19 protein-coding genes and 1 tRNA gene are annotated in these 18,534 nt (G+C 38.8%); 2 read left to right on the top strand and 18 right to left on the bottom strand.

Translation table 11 applies throughout. The annotated features are described in order from the left end of the window. Positions 1-117: 117 nt before the first annotated feature. Both P20652_RS04470 and P20652_RS04475 read right to left on the bottom strand, forming a co-directional pair. The gene (locus tag P20652_RS04470) at positions 118-900 is read right to left on the bottom strand and encodes a YdiY family protein (RefSeq protein WP_008170973.1); all 783 of its coding nucleotides are present in this window, start codon (positions 898-900) and stop codon (positions 118-120) included. A gap of 147 nt (positions 901-1,047) precedes the next feature. Then, the gene (locus P20652_RS04475) at positions 1,048-1,866 is read right to left on the bottom strand and encodes a mechanosensitive ion channel family protein (protein ID WP_008170972.1); all 819 of its coding nucleotides are present in this window, start codon (positions 1,864-1,866) and stop codon (positions 1,048-1,050) included. A gap of 281 nt (positions 1,867-2,147) precedes the next feature. Here P20652_RS04475 and P20652_RS04480 point away from each other — a divergent pair. Next, positions 2,148-2,223, top strand: a tRNA-His gene (locus P20652_RS04480). Between the two features lie 850 nt (positions 2,224-3,073). Here the strand turns inward: P20652_RS04480 and P20652_RS04485 are convergent. From P20652_RS04485 to P20652_RS19950, 13 genes are all read right to left on the bottom strand, one after another. After that, positions 3,074-4,501, bottom strand: a complete 1,428-nt coding sequence (locus P20652_RS04485; protein ID WP_008170971.1) for an NAD-dependent succinate-semialdehyde dehydrogenase — start codon at positions 4,499-4,501, stop codon at positions 3,074-3,076. A gap of 247 nt (positions 4,502-4,748) precedes the next feature. Beyond that, positions 4,749-5,087, bottom strand: a complete 339-nt coding sequence (fdx, locus tag P20652_RS04490) for an ISC system 2Fe-2S type ferredoxin (protein ID WP_008170970.1) — start codon at positions 5,085-5,087, stop codon at positions 4,749-4,751. An 11-nt stretch (positions 5,088-5,098) separates the two neighbouring features. Then, positions 5,099-6,961: a Fe-S protein assembly chaperone HscA gene (hscA, locus tag P20652_RS04495; RefSeq protein WP_008170969.1), complete on the bottom strand. Its 1,863-nt coding sequence runs from the start codon at positions 6,959-6,961 to the stop codon at positions 5,099-5,101. Positions 6,962-7,002: 41 nt separating this feature from the next. Then, positions 7,003-7,530, bottom strand: a complete 528-nt coding sequence (hscB, locus tag P20652_RS04500; RefSeq protein ID WP_008170968.1) for a co-chaperone HscB — start codon at positions 7,528-7,530, stop codon at positions 7,003-7,005. 111 nt (positions 7,531-7,641) lie between these two features. Then, a complete protein-coding gene (gene iscA, locus P20652_RS04505; protein ID WP_007377674.1) occupies positions 7,642-7,965 on the bottom strand; it encodes an iron-sulfur cluster assembly protein IscA in 324 nt (107 codons plus the stop codon). Positions 7,966-7,974: 9 nt separating this feature from the next. Then, positions 7,975-8,358, bottom strand: coding sequence for a Fe-S cluster assembly scaffold IscU (iscU, locus tag P20652_RS04510; protein WP_007377675.1), 384 nt, complete (start codon positions 8,356-8,358; stop codon positions 7,975-7,977). Between the two features lie 41 nt (positions 8,359-8,399). Beyond that, positions 8,400-9,617, bottom strand: coding sequence for an IscS subfamily cysteine desulfurase (locus P20652_RS04515; protein ID WP_008170965.1), 1,218 nt, complete (start codon positions 9,615-9,617; stop codon positions 8,400-8,402). A gap of 23 nt (positions 9,618-9,640) precedes the next feature. Continuing rightward, a complete protein-coding gene (gene iscR / locus P20652_RS04520; RefSeq protein ID WP_008170963.1) occupies positions 9,641-10,132 on the bottom strand; it encodes a Fe-S cluster assembly transcriptional regulator IscR in 492 nt (163 codons plus the stop codon). Positions 10,133-10,380: 248 nt separating this feature from the next. Further along, complete coding sequence (trmJ, locus tag P20652_RS04525) at positions 10,381-11,106, bottom strand: tRNA (cytosine(32)/uridine(32)-2'-O)-methyltransferase TrmJ (protein WP_008170961.1); 726 nt, start codon at positions 11,104-11,106, stop codon at positions 10,381-10,383. 103 nt (positions 11,107-11,209) lie between these two features. Continuing rightward, positions 11,210-11,965 carry a class I SAM-dependent methyltransferase gene (locus P20652_RS04530; protein WP_033017796.1) on the bottom strand — a complete coding sequence of 252 codons (756 nt, stop codon included), beginning with the start codon at positions 11,963-11,965 and terminating at the stop codon, positions 11,210-11,212. A 57-nt stretch (positions 11,966-12,022) separates the two neighbouring features. After that, positions 12,023-13,201, bottom strand: coding sequence for a response regulator transcription factor (locus tag P20652_RS04535; protein ID WP_008170959.1), 1,179 nt, complete (start codon positions 13,199-13,201; stop codon positions 12,023-12,025). Positions 13,202-13,342: 141 nt separating this feature from the next. Next, positions 13,343-15,382: an oligopeptidase A gene (prlC, locus tag P20652_RS04540; protein WP_008170958.1), complete on the bottom strand. Its 2,040-nt coding sequence runs from the start codon at positions 15,380-15,382 to the stop codon at positions 13,343-13,345. A gap of 196 nt (positions 15,383-15,578) precedes the next feature. Continuing rightward, on the bottom strand, positions 15,579-15,707 hold the full coding sequence (locus P20652_RS19950) for a DUF2461 family protein (RefSeq protein ID WP_008170957.1): 129 nt from the start codon (positions 15,705-15,707) through the stop codon (positions 15,579-15,581). Between the two features lie 78 nt (positions 15,708-15,785). Between P20652_RS19950 and gorA the strand changes: the two genes are divergently transcribed. Beyond that, positions 15,786-17,147 (top strand): glutathione-disulfide reductase, encoded by a 1,362-nt coding sequence (gene gorA / locus P20652_RS04545; protein ID WP_008170956.1) that lies wholly within the window; start codon positions 15,786-15,788, stop codon positions 17,145-17,147. Between the two features lie 118 nt (positions 17,148-17,265). Here the strand turns inward: gorA and P20652_RS19570 are convergent, their stop codons facing one another. From P20652_RS19570 to P20652_RS04550, 3 genes are read right to left on the bottom strand one after another with little or no spacing between them, the layout of a single operon-like run. Next, positions 17,266-17,448 carry a hypothetical protein gene (locus P20652_RS19570; RefSeq protein ID WP_008170955.1) on the bottom strand — a complete coding sequence of 61 codons (183 nt, stop codon included), beginning with the start codon at positions 17,446-17,448 and terminating at the stop codon, positions 17,266-17,268. A gap of 31 nt (positions 17,449-17,479) precedes the next feature. Further along, positions 17,480-17,857: a hypothetical protein gene (locus tag P20652_RS19565; protein WP_008170947.1), complete on the bottom strand. Its 378-nt coding sequence runs from the start codon at positions 17,855-17,857 to the stop codon at positions 17,480-17,482. Positions 17,858-17,914: 57 nt separating this feature from the next. Further along, positions 17,915-18,139, bottom strand: coding sequence for an NUDIX domain-containing protein (locus P20652_RS04550; RefSeq protein ID WP_008170946.1), 225 nt, complete (start codon positions 18,137-18,139; stop codon positions 17,915-17,917). Positions 18,140-18,534 lie beyond the last annotated feature (395 nt).

Below are 18,534 nucleotides of genomic sequence, written 5' to 3'. Positions count from 1 at the left end.
GGTATATCCCTAGGTCTACAACCAAAATTGGTGGGTATAATACATTAATCCTGAGCAAATAAAAAAGGGACTTTCGCCCCTTTTGTCACTTTAGTGTAATTAACTTAGTTACATTGGTTAAAAACTATAAACTAAAGTAAATGATGTCTCTGTATCAGTACTTTCTTTGTCGTCAGCAACGTCTGAGTTATTGGTAACATTAAAGGCAACTTTCATTTGTAATGAGCCACTAATTTTTGCAAGTAATGCAGTTTCTGAACGTGTTTTAGTATTTGTATCACCATACTCAACAGCTAATAATTGAGTAAAACGTGCATTATCAGAAATTTGCCAGTTGTAATCCAACTTACCCAAGGCAATTACTTCGCCTTCAAACTCACCCGCAAGAGAGTTACCGTTGTCATCAACTTCAGAGCTATCATCTGGGTATTCAAAATATTTATAACCAGGACCAAACTCAGCGCTTAACCACATTTCTTTTTCGTTTAATAAACGAAAGCCATAACCTGCAGAAATTACTGACTCACTTCTATATGCACCAAAGTAGTCTGATACGTGTGAACCATAAATGAATAAATGAGAATGTTCTTCATTTAATTTGTAATTACCTTGCGCAGAAATTGAGTACTTTTCATTAGTGCGCTGCTTACTTTTTTCACCATTCGCATCTTCAACTTCATCTTCTTTGTAGATACCATCAAGCTTGTATTCGTTGTTCCAGTTTTCAAGGTTGTGCTGAACTTTAATACCACCTTTTAGTGTGGTTGTTTCTGTATTACCACTAGTGATAATAGCACCAAGTTCACTAGTAACTTCCCACGATTTTTGTTCTGCGTCTGCCGCAAATGCGTTAGTTGCAGCAGAGGCTGCTACTAAAATTGATAAAAGCTTTAATTTCATTAAAAATAACCTTTGAATAAATGTCCGCCTATTTTATTAAAGCATTACTTGTTAGAGCAAGCAAAATAGCTCATAAACTATTATATTTATGAGCTATTTTTTTACTGCAACAATTAAAAATGACCTTAATTAAATAGGTATTTAAAATTAGTCTTGCTTGTGTAGATGAACATCCATTTGTGGAAATGGGATTGTAATATCGGCTTCATCTAACGCAATTTTAATGTTTTCCATTAAAGACCAGTATGTAGGCCAGTAATCAGCAGAGTTAACCCAAGGACGAACAACAAAGTTTACGCTTGAATCACCTAACTCAGATACAGCTACAGTGTAAGCCGGGTCTTTAAGTAAGCGAGTTTCTGCATCTAGTACTGATTTTAATACTTCTTTTGCGTGACGCAAATCAGCATCGTAACCAACACCAATAACTAAATCGATACGACGAGTAGACTCTCGCGAGAAGTTAGTAATAGCACCTGACATTATTTGAGAGTTTGGTACGATAATTACTTTGTTGTCTGGTGTACGAAGCTCAGTAGAGAATATTTCGATTTTCTTAACAGTTCCCATTTTATTACCGGCTTCAACAAAATCACCAGATTTAAACGGACGAAGTAAGATGATTAGTACACCAGATGCAAAGTTAGATAACGAACCTTGCAATGCTAGACCAACCGCTAAACCTGCAGCACCTAAAATGGCGATAAACGAGGTTGTTTCTATACCAATTTGCGATAGTGCCATTAAGATTGTTACAGCAAATACAAGTGTGTACACAATACTTGAGACAAATGAACCCACAGCTTTGTCTACATTCTTTTTAGCAAAACCTTTTTCGGTTAAGTTTGAACAAAACTTAGCAATACGACTACCAAGTAAAAAGATAACAAGCGCAACAACAGCTTGAATTGCATAATGTAAAATAAGGCCTGAGTTTTCGTTAAGCCAATTAAGTACTGAATCCATATTTACTCCAAATGTTTTATTAAGCGTTTTTTCGGCTATTATTATACATTGATTTACAATTTATTCTCATAAAATAATAAATTAATACTATTAATTTAGTGTCTACATTCGCTATTTTGATAAAATCATGCGGTAAATATGCTGCTTAATACACATAAACTTTAATTATTCGATGCTAACTTTTTACTTATTATGTTTTTTTAAATTTATTTCACTTTTAGGCTTCACAAAAATTATTATTTTATGTATTATGCGCGCCACACCAACAAAGGTGTGTTGTGGCGGTTGTAGCTCAGTTGGTAGAGCCCCGGATTGTGATTCCGGTTGTCGCGGGTTCAAGCCCCGTCAATCGCCCCAATTTTTTTCTTCTAGTAATACCCCTCATTTAAACTCTAAATTTTTTTGCAATATTGTTTTAATATCTTTAAATACACCCACTTTAATATCGCATCTATTAATCCTATTTTGTAAACGCAAATTGATTATCGCTTTAAGCTAAAGCTGTTTACTATTACTTTTTCCTGTTGCTCCTAATGATAGCGATACTTGTTGTTAAAGCTAATAACGTGTACTTAATAACTTACTATCAGCTGACAGTAATGTGAGCGAATACGCTTTAGTTCATCATAAAAACGTGATGTTATTGGCTACCCAAGAGGTTTAACCAAAAATATCTGTGCAGGCAGGATTAATGGTTATCACCAATATTTTTGAAACGCTACGGTTGTTAATATACCGTGCAAAAAAGCGAAGCCTTTGAGTGAGTATTTATTTGAGTGTTCATGGTTACTAAAAATAATCTAGATGGTGATATTTTTGCTTGAGCCTAAAGATATAAACACTATATCAATGAGTATGCTAACCCTGGGCTGTTGAATGAAGTAGATTTTGATAATTTGCTTGGTTATTGCGCTATAAATCAGTACACATGAAATATGCACATTTATCTAAAGTGTACTTATTACAAGTAGCGACTATATAAACAAAAAAATGCCACCTTACGGTGGCATTTACACACGGGGTTATTTCTACTTATAGAAATCCTTTTACTTTTCATTTGGTTTTTAGTGTTGTTTTATTAACAAAAAATATGGTCATAAAGGTAGCACTAAGCGCTTTATGTAGCAACCGTAAAAGAAAAAGTTCATCTTTGTGCTATATTTCTGAAACAAACCAAAACGCAATTAAATTCGCTTCTAAAAAACAGCTATATTTTTATACACACGTATTTTTCTTCTAAGTATTCATCAAGCCCTTGATGCCCGCCTTCGCGCCCTAAACCTGATTGCTTAACGCCACCAAATGGCGCAACAGGGTTAGATATAACACCTTCATTTACGCCAACCATGCCAAATTCAAGACCTTCACTAATTCGGTAAATTTGCTTAATATTTTGGCTGTAAAAATAGGCTGCGAGACCAAATGGTACATCGTTAGCAAGGGCTAGCACTTCACTTTCTTCATCAAAAGGAATAACCGTCAATACTGGACCAAATACCTCTTCGTGGTAAATATCCATTTCCGTATTTACGTTGTTTACTATTAATGGATTTTGAAAGCTGCCGCCCAAATCACGATTATCACCAATGAGTGTAGCGCCTTTATCGAGTGCATCTTGCACTAGTTGTTGCACTTTCTCTTTTGCTTTAGGGTAAATGAGTGGGCCAATATCAACATCGTCTTCAAAACCATTTGCCACTTTTAACGCTGCAACCTTAGGCGTGATTTTTGATAATACTTTGTCGAGAATATTACGCTGTATAAAAATACGGTTTGCAGCAACACATGCCTGCCCGCTATTTCTAAACTTAGCTGCCATTAGCCCTTCTACCGCTTCGTCTAAATCTGCATTATCAAAAATGATAAATGGTGCATTACCACCAAGTTCCATTGAAGTACGCTTAATCGTATTAGCACATTGCGATAGTAACTGCTTACCTACACCAGTAGAGCCGGTAAATGTAAACTTACGAACGACTTCTGAGTCGGTCAACATTTTGCCTACCGTTTTGGCATCTTGTGAAACCAGTACGTTAAATGCCCCTTTTACAAAACCAGCTTGATCGGCCAGATAAGCAAGTGCGATAGCACATAGTGGCGTATGTTCAGAAGGTTTAAGTATAAAGCTACAGCCCGCTGCATAAGCGGGTGCTACTTTGCGAGTAACCATAGCGACAGGAAAGTTCCACGGCGTTATACCAGCTACAACACCTACAGGCTGCTTAAAACTAGTTAAACGATGGGCATTATCTGTTGGCGGAATTACATCGCCGTAACTGCGCTTAGCTTCCTCAGCAAACCATTTTATAAAACCTGCACCGTAATTAATTTCGCCAAGGGATTCTTTGAGTGGCTTGCCTTGCTCTTTAGTCATTAGCTCTGCAAGTGTTTGTTTGTGTTTTATTACAAGATCATACCAGCGCATCAGCGTTTCGCTTCGCTCAGTCGCATTCGTCGCTTTTAACTTAACAAAAGCCCCTTGAGCTGCGGTTATTGCTGAATTTACGCCCTGCTCGTCAATATCGCTTACATCAACAATACTTTTTTCGGTAGCGGGGTCGTTAACGCTAAAGTGCGTATTAGTTTTATAAAATTCGCCATTGATAAATGAGTCTGAGAAAATAAGATTACTCAAAATAAACCTCCGAAATAGATTTTAGGGATTGGGTTGAACTCGTAGCAGCGGGTTTACCCCGCGTTTATATAATCTGAAAAATACGTGTTCATTTTGATGTTCAAGTTTGAGATTAGATAAATTCAACTTAAACCGTTTGAGATTTAAAAACGCGACATAAAGTCGCTGCTACGTGTTTATAAATGCTTTCTTGAAACAAAAAAGCCGCTGTATCAACAGCGGCTTTTAATATATAGATCGTTAAAAACTAGTGCTCTTCATTAACGATATTGAGATTGTACTTAGGTATTTCAACCACTAAGTCTTCATCTTTTATGATTGCTTGGCAACCAAGGCGTGATTCTGGCTCTAGGCCCCATGCTTTATCTAGCATGTCGTCTTCTAGCTCGTCACTTTCTTCAAGTGAATCAAATCCTTCACGAATCACTAAATGACACGTAGTACATGCACACGATTTTTCACAGGCATGCGCAATACTAATACCGTTTTTAAGTGCAGCATCTAGCACTGTTTGACCACTTGGCGCTTCAATTGCGGCACCGTCAGGACACAATTCAGGATGTGGAAGAAAAACAATTTGTGGCATTCTAATCTCTCTTAAATATTGTCTACTGACTGCCCTGTAAGGGCTTTTTTGATTGATGCATCCATTCTACGCGATGCAAAATCGCTACTCGCATTATCGACTTTTTCGATAGCTGCTTTAATTTCATTAGGCTCTTGTGCATTTTCGCGTACTTTTACCAGTTCCGCAATTTCGGCTCTTAAATTAGCTAACTGCATCTCGTTAAGCAACTTACTGTCGGTTGCGAGTGATGCATTGAGCGCCTCTATTACGCGTAACGCTTCCACCTGTTGCTCTTTGAGCATACGTGCTTGCATATCGCCTTTAGCGTTGCTCATTGACTCTTTTAGCATATTCGCAACTTGATCATCCGATAAACCAAACGAAGGTTTCACCTGAATTTCAGCTTGTACACCTGTTGATTTTTCCATAGCTGAAACACTTAATAGGCCATCAGCATCAACTTTAAAGGTTACACGAATATGCGCAGCGCCTGCCGCCATTGGTGGAATACCTTTTAAGCTAAACTTAGCAAGCGATCGACAATCGTCAACAAGCTCACGCTCACCTTGCAGCACATGTAATGACATTGCTGTTTGGCCGTCTTTGAACGTTGTAAATTCTTGTGCGCGTGCTACCGGAATAGTGGTATTACGCGGAATGATTTTTTCAACCAATCCCCCCATCGTTTCAAGACCTAGCGATAGCGGTAATACATCTAGCAATAACATGTCAGAATCTGGCTTATTGCCAATCAATACGTCGGCTTGAAGCGCTGCACCTAATGCAACAACACGATCGGGATCGATTGAAGTAAGCGGCTCTCTGTCAAAAAAGCTTTGCACCTGACTGCGAACTAGTGGCATACGGGTTGAACCGCCGACCATAATAACTTGCAGTACTTCATCGTTTTCTATGCCTGCATCTTTTACTGCACGACGACATGAACGCAGTGTTTTCTTAATGAGCGGCATAGCAAGCTCTTCGAACTTTTCACGGGTTACTTCAACCGTGAATTTTTGATCGTCAAACTCAAGACCCACGTTTACTTTAATGTATTGGCTTAATGCTTCTTTACATGCTTTTGCTTTATTGATGAATAAACGTAAAACTGAAGGTGATAATGCTGACACACCTGTTTGCTGCTTAAAGTAATCAACAAGTAGTGAGTCAAAGTCATCACCACCTAAGCTTGAATCGCCGCCAGTTGCCATTACTTCAAATACACCTTGATGTAAGCGCAGTACTGATATGTCAAATGTGCCGCCACCTAAGTCATAAACGGCAATAATCCCTTCCTGACCTGAATCTAAACCGTAAGCCACAGCCGCTGCTGTTGGTTCATTTAATAAACGCAGTACATTAATGCCCGCTAATTCGGCAGCATCTTTGGTGCTTTGTCGCTGTGCGTCATCAAAGTATGCAGGTACTGTGATTACAGCACCTAAAATTTCTTGGTTACCAAAGCTTTTTTCAGCTCGCGCTTTTAATGCACCTAAAATATGGCTAGATGCTTTAATTGGGCTAATTTTACCAGCTGCAGTTTCAATAGCTAATGCACCATTGTATTGGCAAAATTCATACGGTAATTGACCGTAGCTTTGCTCTATTTCTGATTGAGTTTTACCTAAAAAACGCTTAACTGAAATAAGTGTATTGGCTGGATCTTGTGTTGCGGCTCGTGCAGCTTCTGCACCAACAGTAATACCACCGGCTTGATAACGAACAACCGACGGTAACATAGATTCGCCAAGTTCATCTGTGAGTGTCCGTGCTTCGCCACTTTGCACTGTAGCTACCAATGAATTAGTTGTACCAAGGTCGATACCAATGGCTAATTTATGTTCGTGTGGTGCCGCGCTTTGCCCCGGCTCAGCAATTTGCAATAATGCCATAATGCTCTTTAAACTCGTGTTGCTCGCTTTTCAGCAAGTAATTAATCGTCAAATAAACTGTCTTCAATGCGTTCAAGTTCGTCACGTAATTTATAAACAAACTTTAGTTTACGAATATTGTCTGCGGCAAGTTGATATTGCTGCTCATCGTTACTTGCTAATTGCTCTGCAAGTTGTGCACTGTATTGCTCATTGAGTTGTTTGATTTGTTTTTCAAAATTAGCAATTGCTGTATCAGGATCGTTTGCTGACTCAAGCTCTTCTAATTCTTCGCGAAGCTCCATTTGTTGCATTAAGAACGTAGGATCTTGCAAGGTTTGCTGCTCAGCACGAATATCAACACCTAACTCACTTAGCATATACTCAGCACGCTTTACTGGGTGCTTTAATATTTGTAGTGCGTCATTAATTTCAGCAGCGCTTTGTACAGCCATTAACTTATCGCGACTACTCGCGTTAGCGTGTCTGTCTGGGTGCACAGTACGTTGTAGCTCTAAATAATGTTTGTTGATCGTTACTAAATCAATATTGTAGTCAACTGGAATTGCAAATAACTCAAAATAGCGCATAACTTCAACCAATAAAATTCAGAAATTAATTTCAAAAATAACAAAGCCCTACAATTACTGGCAGGGCTTATTTATACCCAAGCAACTTAGGTATTAAAAACATATTTAAGCTTAAACGGTAAAGCTTTCACCACAACCACATTCGTCAGCTTGATTAGGATTTCTAAATTTAAACCCTTCATTTAAGCCTTCTTTAGTGTAGTCGAGCTCTGTGCCGTCGATGTAAACCAAGCTTTTAGCGTCAACAATTAAGGTAACACCTTTAGCTGCAAAAGTTTCATCGTCTTCGTTTAAATCGTCAACAAACTCAAGTACATAAGCAAGACCTGAACAGCCCGTCGTTTTAATGCCAACGCGCAGGCCTAAACCTTTACCGCGGTTTGCTAAAAATGATTGTACACGGTTTGCTGCCGCATCTGTCAATGTCACTGCCATGAGAGTCTCTTACTTCGCTTGTTTGCTTTTATAATCTGCAATTGCTGCTTGAATTGCGTCTTCGGCTAGAATTGAACAGTGAATTTTCACTGGTGGTAATTCAAGCTCTGCACTGATATCAGTGTTTTTAATTGTTGCCGCTTCGTCTAGTGTTTTACCTTTAACCCACTCTGTTACAAGTGAAGATGAAGCAATTGCACTGCCGCAACCGTAGGTTTTGAATTTTGCATCTTCAATAACGCCTTCGGCAGATACTTTAATTTGCAATTTCATTACGTCACCACATGCTGGTGCGCCTACCATACCCGTTGCCACTGACGGATCGTTCTTATCTAGAGTACCTACGTTACGTGGGTTTTCTACGTGGTCGATTACTTTATCACTATAAGCCATTATTCTATCCTCATTACCTGCTAGGGTATGTACTCACACTATTAGTGGTGAGCCCATTCAACTGAATCTAAATCAATACCTTCTTGATGCATCTCCCAAAGTGGAGACATCTCACGTAGGCGACCGATAGAGTTTTTCATTAATTCGACGGTGTAATCAATCTCTTCTTCGGTAGTAAAGCGACCAATACTAAAACGAATTGAGCTATGCGCTAATTCGTCGTTACGGCCAAGTGCACGTAATACATAAGAAGGCTCTAAGCTTGCAGATGTACAGGCTGAACCTGACGATACTGCAATATCTTTTACTGCCATAAGTAACGACTCACCTTCAACAAAGTTGAAGCTGATATTAACAATGCCAGGTACTGATTGGTCTTGTGTGCCGTTAAAGTATACTTCGTCCATATCAGCCATAATACCGTCGATTAGACGTTTACGTAGTGCACTGATGTGTGCGTAATCTTTTTCGAAATCTTGCTTAGCAATTTTAAACGCAGTACCCATACCCACTAATTGATGAGTTGCTAGTGTACCAGAGCGCATACCACGCTCATGGCCGCCACCGTGCATTTGCGATTCTAAACGAGCACGTGGTTTACGACGAACGTAAAGCGCACCAACACCTTTAGGACCGTACGCTTTATGCGCCGAGAACGACATAAAATCAACTTTAAGCTGTTGTACGTCAATAAGTACTTTACCTGCACTTTGCGCTGCATCTACGTGGAACATAATTTTACGTTCACGGCACATCTCGCCAATCGTTGCGATGTCTTGAATTACACCTAACTCATTATTAACATGCATGATGCTTACAAGTACGGTGTCGTCACGCATTGTGTCAGCTAGTTTTTGCAGATCAAGTAGGCCGTTTTCTTCCACGTCCATATATGTTACTTCAAAACCTTGACGCTCTAACTCACGACATGTGTCGATTACGGCTTTATGCTCAGTTTTAGCGGTAATAACGTGCTTACCTTTTTTCTTGTAAAACTGTGCTGCACCTTTAATAGCAAGGTTATTTGATTCTGTTGCACCCGAAGTGAAAACAATCTCACGTGGGTCTGCATTAATTAAATCAGCAATATCTGTACGTGCTTGATCAACAGCTTCTTCTGCTTGCCAACCAAAACGGTGTGAACGTGACGCAGGATTACCAAATTTACCGTCCATTGTTAGGCATTGCATCATTTCTTTAGCAACACGTTCGTCAACAGGCGTGGTCGCTGCGTAATCTAAATAAATCGGTAACTTCATTTCTCTCTCCGCTGCAGGTCAACCTAAAGTTGACAGCTTACTTGAATGTTTTCCAACTGCTTAATTGCATTATTAATACTGTTATCTTGGCGTGATGCAATTTCTTTCACATCAGATTTTTCCACCAATTCAGCAAGGGTAATATTATTTAAAAATTCTTCTATTCGAGCGCTTAAATCTGACCACAAATTGTGTGTTAAACAGCGCATGCCACTTTGGCAACCGGTGTCGGCGCCTTGGCAACGTGTTGCATCTACCGATTCGTCCACTGCGCTAATTATATCACCGACAGAAATAACACTCGTTTCTCGTCCTAGTAAATAACCGCCACCAGGGCCGCGAACGGAACTTACTAGTCCATTTTTACGTAGGCGGGCAAATAATTGTTCAAGGTAAGACAAAGAAATTTCTTGTCGCTGTGAAATATCAGCAAGGGCTACAGGACCTACACCTGTGTGCAGTGCAACATCCAGCATAGCTGTAACGGCATATCTGCCTTTTGATGTTAACTTCATAAAGCCCCCATGCACTTTAGGTGCAAATTTTAATTACCAGAGTAAATTAGTCAAGTATTATCACTTGATAAAAATTTGATTTAAAACTCTTAATTTAAAAATTAGAGTTAACAAACTTTTAATACTTGACCTCTTTTGTCAAGTATTACAGCTATTGTAATTACCTGAGTAATTTAGTCAAGTATTAGCTAGTTATTTAACCACTGGTTTTTATAACTAATAGCTATACCTAAGTTGCTATTGTTAAATTACTTAGGCATAGATTTATTAATTGAGGTAAGGATGCCGCGTAAAATATTCATTTCAGCATCTTCAGGGCGCGCACGGTTAAACAAACGGCGTAATTTAGTCATTACAATGCCTGGGTGCTGTTTAACAATAAAGCCTGTTTTGAATAGTGTATCTTCGAGATGTTCGTAAAATAACTCAGTTTGTTTTGAGCTTGGATAAACAGTATCGTCTGCGTCAGTCGCTTTGGGCTGTTGATTTAAAAACGCCATACGTGTTTCATAACACAGCGTTTGTACTGCCATTGCTAAGTTAAGCGAACTATATTCTGGGTTTGCAGGAATACACACATGGTAATTGCAAAGCTGCAACTCGTCATTGGTTAAACCGCTATTTTCACGACCAAACACAAGTGCCACAGGGCCATTTTTGGCTTCAGCTACCAGCTTTTCACCACACTCACGAGGCTCAACCATAGGCCATGAAAGCGTGCGCGAACGCGCACTTGTACCAATGGTTAATGCACAATCAGCAATCGCATCAGCCACTGTATCTACAATTACAACATTTCCTAAAACGTCACTTGCGCCGGCAGCTAATGCGCTCGCTTGGCTGTCGATTTCACATGCAGGATCAACTAAATAAAGTTTTGATAAACCCATTGTTTTCATGGCGCGAGCCGCCGAACCAATATTACCTGAGTGTGATGTGTTAACTAAAACAACGCGAATATCGTCTAAGATCATTGTTGTGCTACTTACTAATACCAAAAAATTGCGCGAATTCTAACATAAAACACTCATAAGATCCTAGATCCTTAAACCCGATCAACCTACGTAATTATTGCCTTTAAACCATGGCTGCTTTTACATATACGTCAAAGCGGTTCTTTTTGGTTTTGATTTGCATACTCGGGGTTTTGTCATTTAAAAATGGGGCGTAATCAGGGCGCTTAACAACCACTCGTTTACTGGCAAGTGGATAGGCAAATTCAAGTAAATCGTCAGCGTCGGTATCGCCACCAACAAGCTCTTGAAATACGCGCATTTCTTTTTTAACTAAGGCTGATTTTTCACGGTGCGGGAACATAGGATCTAAATACACAACATCAGGCATACTCTCGCATTGCGCTAATAATGTGTGGCTTGAGCCAAAAACTAGACTCATGTTTTCTTTCATCCATAAGCCTATTTCAATATCGCTGTAGGCTCGCTTTAAACCATCATATAAAAGTGCAGCTACAACCGGATGGCGTTCATGTAATATTACTTTACACCCAAGTGAGGCAAGTACAAAACCATCTCGCCCAAGACCTGCGGTCGCATCAAGTACAACAGGTGTTGCACCTTTATTTAAGCCAACCGCTTTGGCAATTGCTTGCCCTTTACCTCCACCAAATTTACGTCTGTGTGCAGCCGCGCCAGTTACAAAATCAACGTTAATTGCACCTAACTTGGGCTCGTCGGTTTTAAATAGGCTCAACCCTTTATCGTCGTAATGTAAGCTAAAGCCACTGCAATTTTGCGCCCATTGGGCTAAACCAAAACGTGTTTCTAGCTCATTTAAATAAGGACGACACTCTTTAAAAGCACACTGAATAACCACAATAAACTCCGACGATAAAATACCACCTGAGTATAACAATCAGTGAGCTTTAAAGCACTAAAATAGCTCTATATCACTGTGATGGTTAATATTTTGCTGCTCTACTTCTACTTCCTTTCGTAAATTAGCTAAAAGCGCCTTACGGCTTTCAGATACTTGCTTCAACTGATATTTAATAAAGGCTAAATCACTATTACCAGAGACAAAAAGCTGCATTGTTTGATCCAATTGAGAAATACATAAAGTTAAATCGGCAGGATGGGCTTGTATTTTTTGCTGTTTAATTACACACTCAAGTTCATATAGCTGCTCTATAAATATTTGAGTACTTTTGTTTTGCTCTATATTTTGGCTATTTAACTGCTTAAGGATATCTTGAAGAGCGCTACTTATTTGAGCTGCTTGCTCATAACTGCTTTCGCTTCGCTCCATAGTAATAATCTTCTCATTGGTAACTTCTAATATATGCGGAAACAGGTCTTTATAACGTCCGTACAATACATCGTTATCAACTGGCATATTTTTTACTAGCAGTGATATTTTTGGGTAATTAATAATAGTGCTACTACCAATGTCAACAAATCGGTTAGCCTGTCGATGCTGCTCTAGTAACTCTTGCTCTAACGGACACACTCCACTTTGCTGACTATAGAAAAGAGCTCTGCTTTGATACCAAAATACGACAACAATGTCTAAGTCTAAAGGGGCAAAAAATGCTAGAAAGTACTCACTCAACAATTGAAAATTATTTGCGTGATAACTTTGTCCAACGTAGCGCATTATGCGACCCATATCGCCTGACTCTGCTATTGCCATTTCAGCGGTGTGATTGGCTTTTGCTACATCTAATTTTAATTTTACACATTGCTGTCGGTACGCGTAAAGTACCTTTATTCGCGCAATTAACTCCTCTGCGTTAAAAGGTTTTGAAATATAATCTGAGGCTCCGACACTGTACCCTTTTACCCGATCACTAAGTTCTATTTTTGATGAAAGAAACATGACGGGGATATCTTGCGTATTTTTATTCTCTTTTATTTTTTTACATACGTCATAACCCGACAACCCAGGCATTTCAATATCGAGCAAAATAATATCTGGATTATACTTATTGGCTAGCCTTAATCCTTCATCGCCATCTTTTGCATGAATAGTTTTACAAAACCCTGTCAAAGACTCTTCAATTATGTGATGAACATATTTGTCATCATCAATTGCCAATACCAACTTTGCCATGCCTTATTCCGTCTTAATGGGTGTAGTAAAAGCATAGTACGGCAAAATAAAATTACTAAAAATTATTAGATATTAATTTTAAAGTAACAAAAAAGCGCCACAAGGGCGCTTTAATTTAATTTGTGCTAAAAAGTTTACTCTTTAAACAGCAATACCGCTGTGACGTAATAAAGCATCAACATTTGGCTCACGACCCCGAAACTTTTTAAACAATTCCATTGGCTCTTCGCTGCCGCCTTTCTCTAAAATATTTTGCATAAAGGCTTGCCCTGTTTGCGGATTAAAAATACCTTCTTCTTCAAACTTAGAAAACGCATCAGCTGATAATACTTCAGCCCATTTATACGAGTAATAACCCGCGCTATAGCCACCAGCAAAAATATGGCTAAACCCATGCTGAAAACGGTTAAACTCAGGCGGTTTAACGACTGATGTGCGGCTACGCACATCGTTAAGTATCGCTTGAATTTGACATGGTTCGCCTGCTACATAATCATTGTGAATTTTAAAGTCGAATAACGAAAACTCAATTTGACGCAACATTTGCATGCCTGAATTGTAGTTTTTAGCGGCAAGTAGCTTATCAAGTAACTCTTTTGGTAATGGCTCGCCTGTTTCATAATGCCCTGAAATTAGACTTAGCGCTTCTTCGTCGTAACACCAGTTTTCTAAAAACTGACTTGGTAGCTCCACTGCATCCCATGCAACACCATTAATGCCAGCAACTGGCGCTGCATCAACTTGGGTAAGCATATGATGAATACCATGCCCAAACTCATGAAACAACGTTGTTACTTCATCATGGGTAAACAATGCGGGTTTGCCGCCAACAGCTTTATTAAAGTTACACACTAAATAGGCAACAGGTGTTTGCAACTGGCCATTTGCGCGTACTTTACGCCCCATACAGTCATCCATCCACGCACCACCACGTTTATGATCTCGTGCGTATAAATCAAGATAAAAACGCCCACGTAAAGTGTTGCTGCTATCAAGTATTTCAAAAAAGCGTACATCTTTATGGTAGCTATCAAAATCAGTGACTTCTTTTACGCTAATACCAAATAAGCGATTAACCGTTTCGAATAAGCCGCTTAGCACTTTATCAGCCGGAAAGTAAGGGCGTAGTGCTTCGTCGGAAATGGCGTACTTTTCTTGCTTTAATTTTTCGCTGTAGTAACCAAAATCCCACGCTTCTAATTCAGTAATACCGTGTTGCTGCTGAGCATACGCTTTAAGCTCGGCAACTTCTTGCTCTGCTTGCGGCTTTGACTTGGCTGCTAAGTCTTCTAAGAATGAAAACACTTGCTCTGGTGTTTCAGCCATTTTTGTAGCAAGCGACTTCTCAGCGTAGCTGTTGAATCCTAGTAGTTGTGAAATTTCATGACGAAGCGCAAGTTCTTCACTCATTATTACTGAGTTATCAAACTCTCCTGCATTAGGACCTTGATCTGATGCGCGCGTAGAAAACGCAGTGTAGGTTTCTTTGCGAAGCTCTCGGTTATCGGCAAATGTCATAATAGGTAAGTATGATGGAATATCGAGTGTTATAACCCATCCCTCTAAACCTCTATTTTTAGCTGTATCGGCAGCGAGTGCTAATGCGGACTCAGGTAGGCCGGCTAAATCAGCTTCATTGGTAATATGCTTATGCCACGCTAAAGTAGCATCCATTACATTGTTACCAAATTTTGAGGCAAGATCGGATAAACGCGCACTAATTTCGCCGTATCGCTTTTGTTGTTCTGGCGCTAACGCAATGCCCGACAATTTAAAGTCACGTAGTGCATTAGTAATGCTTTTTTGCTGTGCTGTAGTTAGCGTTTTAAATTCATCACTGTTGTAAAGCGCATTATATGCTTCAAATAAACCTTGGTGCTGCCCTACAAATGTAGAATACTCAGAAATAAGTGGTAAACACTGCTCATACGCTTCGCGTAGCTCGTCGCTATTCATTACCGAATTTAAATGCGATACCGGCGAAAATAGTCGCGATAATCTATCGTCAACTTCTTCAAGGGGTAATACTAAGTCATTCCACGTGAACGAACCTTTAGCTAGTACGTCATCGATGGCTTCACGACAAAGCGCAATGCCGTCTTTTAATGCTGGTACTACATATTCTGGCTTTATTTTTGAAAATGGTGGTAAGCCTTCAAGGCCGATTAATGGGTTGCTCATAAATAGTCTCTTTGCGTTAATGCATTACATTTTAAATTGGGTCTAAAAGTAAAAAACAACTCTACAGTGATTAAGATAGTTAGTATTAATAAGATTGCTTTAATACATAACACATGACCAAACTAATAAACCCGAACTCTGGATAATAAGCTACTTTTAATTGATTCATAAAATACCCAAAAACATAGGCTAGTGGTTACCTATTGAAATCTAAAGCGGGCTCTTTTACGTATTCCTCATACTGTGATTTATGATCGTTAAACCTGTCTCTATTATTATTTTGATTAAGCTGAGTAAGAAATTCGAATGTTTTTTTACTAAACATAGGTCACCTAAACACTCTTTATTTTTAAAACTTAATGTTATGCTAATACGCATAAAACTCAACGCCTAAGGACATAAAATGACACAACACTTTGATTATATTGCAATCGGTGGTGGTAGTGGTGGTATTGCCTCTGCAAATAGAGCCGCGATGCGTGGCGCTAAAGTAGCACTTATTGAAGCAAAACATATGGGTGGTACTTGCGTAAACGTGGGTTGCGTACCTAAGAAAGTAATGTGGCACGGTGCTCAAGTTGCTGAAGCTATTAATTTATATGCACCAGATTATGGTTTTGATATTGAAGTAAAAGGCTTTGACTGGGGTAAATTAGTAGAAAGTCGTGAAGCTTATATCGCTCGAATTCATAAAGGTTACGACAGCGGACTAGCCAGCAATGGCGTTACCGTAATTAAAGGCTTTGCTACATTTATTGATAGCAAAACTGTTGAAGTTAATGGTGACACTTACACCGCCGATCATATTTTAGTGGCTGTAGGCGGGCGCCCTACTATTCCAAACATTCCAGGTGCTGAGCATGGTATTGACTCAAATGGCTTTTTTGAGCTTAACGAACAACCTAAACGAGTAGCTGTTATCGGTGCGGGTTATATTGCCGTAGAAATTGCGGGGGTGTTACACAGCTTAGGCACTGAAACACATTTATTCGTGCGTAAAAGTAAGCCCCTACGTACATTTGACCCTTATATTATCGACACGCTCGTCGATATTATGGCTAAAGAAGGTCCGACCCTTCATACTGAATGCTCTCCTAAAGAAGTAATCAAAGAAGGTGACGGCAGTTTAACTATCCACTTTGAAAACGGTTACAGCCAAAATGTTGACCAGGTTATTTGGGCTATTGGCCGTACACCTACAACAGACAAAATAAACCTTGCAGCAGCGGGTGTAGAAGTAAACGAAAGTGGTTATGTAAAAGTAGATGAATACCAAAATACGACGGCTAAAAATGTTTATGCTGTAGGTGATATTATTGAAGGCGGTATTGAGCTTACGCCTGTTGCTGTTAAAGCGGGTCGTACCCTATCTGAGCGCTTATTTAATAAAGAGCTCCCAGACGATTTAAAAATGGATTACAGCCTAGTACCAACAGTGGTATTTAGTCATCCGCCTATTGGCACCATTGGTTTAACTGAGCAAGAAGCGATTTCTCAGTACGGCGCAGAAAACGTAAAAGTGTATAAATCAAGCTTTGCTGCTATGTACACAGCGGTAACTCAGCACCGCCAAGCATGTAACATGATGCTAGTTTGCGCAGGCGAAGACGAAAAAGTGGTTGGCTTACATGGGCTTGGTTTTGCCGTTGATGAAATGATTCAGGGCTTTGCCGTAGCGATGAAGATGGGCGCAACTAAAGCTGACTTTGATGCGACTGTAGCCCTTCATCCAACAGGCTCAGAAGAGTTTGTTACTATGCGCTAAGCTATTTAACCTACAAGCTTAAAACTAAAACCTTGCAGTTAACACTCCAAGGTTTTTTATAAGTTCACAGTCACTTATAACGATTTATGACTCGATTAGAATCTAACAACTTAAATACTTACAAACAAAACGTAATCGGTTTAAAATAACCAGACTCATCATCACCCAGCTCTAGCACGTTTACGTCTTCCATAAATGTAAAAAAATCATCCTTGTCATTAAGTTTCAAATACACGTTTAATTCATTATTTTTAGTAGAAAAATCACTATTTTTACATACAGACTTGACGCTAACACTCATATTAATACTACCCGTAATATTATTCTTTTTATTATTTTTTTACAATATCCTGCCCATGTAGCATTTTTAAAGCATCACTTTTGTTCAATTGTAAAATAAAAATTTTACTGTTCGCCTTGTTTTTTTGTTTTAACTCATCAGGTAATGCATATTGTTCATTGACTTTGACAAAATATTCATGCTCAAAACTATAGTTAGGGTCATCAGCTTTTACATTGAGTTTAATCACTACATCGTTATTATTAACGACTATCCCAGTAGGAGCTTGAACAGCGACAGTAACCTCACTTGGTTCAATACCTAAAGGATCTAGACTCAACATTTTATACATTGTTGTCAGCGGCACACTACTGCACCCAGAAATAACGGATGTCATCATTAAAAATACAAATAGAAGTATACGATTCACGACAATTTAACACCTTATTAAAAACCAAATTATTTATTTGCCTAAATAAAAAATATTTCACCTACACATTGTTAGCTTCTTGTAACTATCAATCACATCAAGTAACAAAATAGAAAACCAAGGGGTATATGCATCACTATTATTTTCCAAGTCAGAAAAAAGTTCATCAATACTGACCCATTTCCAGTCTTCGACTTCGTCTAAGTTTATTTCGGGTACACCATCAAACTGCCCAAATAAAACATAATTATACTCATTTTCATATAAATCCTTATTATACACTGTAGGTACATTCCAAATACAATCAAGTTACAATTAAAAACCCAAATAGCAACATGGATACAAAAATGCAACACGAGAATAGTATAATACAAAGTCAAGCACTTTGTTCCTAAAAAAGAATAAAATCCATTTCTAAATCATCCATTAATTTTGCCATTCTATGCTAGTTAATTACTAATTTTTATACTATAACCTCGCGATTACTCTGGTATAGAAGCCACCAATTTTTATTGCATCAATTATGGAAACAATGTAAAACACCAAGGGAGTAAATGCTCAAAGATTAAATCAACTGATTATTTAAGGAACAGATATTGTGACTACGTGGCGCAAGCCTCTCATTATTTCATTATTGCTCCACGGGATAATTTTTTCAGTTTTAACAACCATCAAAG

The sequence above is a fragment of the Pseudoalteromonas sp. BSi20652 genome (assembly GCF_000239855.1).
In the GTDB taxonomy this organism is placed as follows: domain Bacteria; phylum Pseudomonadota; class Gammaproteobacteria; order Enterobacterales; family Alteromonadaceae; genus Pseudoalteromonas.
Note: the sequence above shows the minus strand (reverse complement) of the source record. Positions and strands in the feature narration are given on the sequence as shown.

Excerpts from the sequence above, each read along its gene's own strand:
- prlC (WP_008170958.1), bottom strand. The coding sequence starts at position 15,382 with ATGAGCAACCCATTAATCGGCCTTGAAGGCTTACCACCATTTTCAAAA.
- gorA (WP_008170956.1), top strand. The coding sequence starts at position 15,786 with ATGACACAACACTTTGATTATATTGCAATCGGTGGTGGTAGTGGTGGT.
- P20652_RS19950 (WP_008170957.1), bottom strand. The coding sequence starts at position 15,707 with ATGTTTAGTAAAAAAACATTCGAATTTCTTACTCAGCTTAATCAAAAT.
- P20652_RS04515 (WP_008170965.1), bottom strand. The coding sequence starts at position 9,617 with ATGAAGTTACCGATTTATTTAGATTACGCAGCGACCACGCCTGTTGAC.
- P20652_RS19570 (WP_008170955.1), bottom strand. The coding sequence starts at position 17,448 with ATGAGTGTTAGCGTCAAGTCTGTATGTAAAAATAGTGATTTTTCTACT.
- iscR (WP_008170963.1), bottom strand. The coding sequence starts at position 10,132 with ATGAAGTTAACATCAAAAGGCAGATATGCCGTTACAGCTATGCTGGAT.
- fdx (WP_008170970.1), bottom strand. The coding sequence starts at position 5,087 with ATGCCACAAATTGTTTTTCTTCCACATCCTGAATTGTGTCCTGACGGT.
- hscA (WP_008170969.1), bottom strand. The coding sequence starts at position 6,961 with ATGGCATTATTGCAAATTGCTGAGCCGGGGCAAAGCGCGGCACCACAC.
- hscB (WP_008170968.1), bottom strand. The coding sequence starts at position 7,530 with ATGCGCTATTTTGAGTTATTTGCAATTCCAGTTGACTACAATATTGAT.
- P20652_RS04475 (WP_008170972.1), bottom strand. The coding sequence starts at position 1,866 with ATGGATTCAGTACTTAATTGGCTTAACGAAAACTCAGGCCTTATTTTA.
- iscU (WP_007377675.1), bottom strand. The coding sequence starts at position 8,358 with ATGGCTTATAGTGATAAAGTAATCGACCACGTAGAAAACCCACGTAAC.
- P20652_RS04470 (WP_008170973.1), bottom strand. The coding sequence starts at position 900 with ATGAAATTAAAGCTTTTATCAATTTTAGTAGCAGCCTCTGCTGCAACT.
- trmJ (WP_008170961.1), bottom strand. The coding sequence starts at position 11,106 with ATGATCTTAGACGATATTCGCGTTGTTTTAGTTAACACATCACACTCA.
- P20652_RS04535 (WP_008170959.1), bottom strand. The coding sequence starts at position 13,201 with ATGGCAAAGTTGGTATTGGCAATTGATGATGACAAATATGTTCATCAC.
- iscA (WP_007377674.1), bottom strand. The coding sequence starts at position 7,965 with ATGGCAGTGACATTGACAGATGCGGCAGCAAACCGTGTACAATCATTT.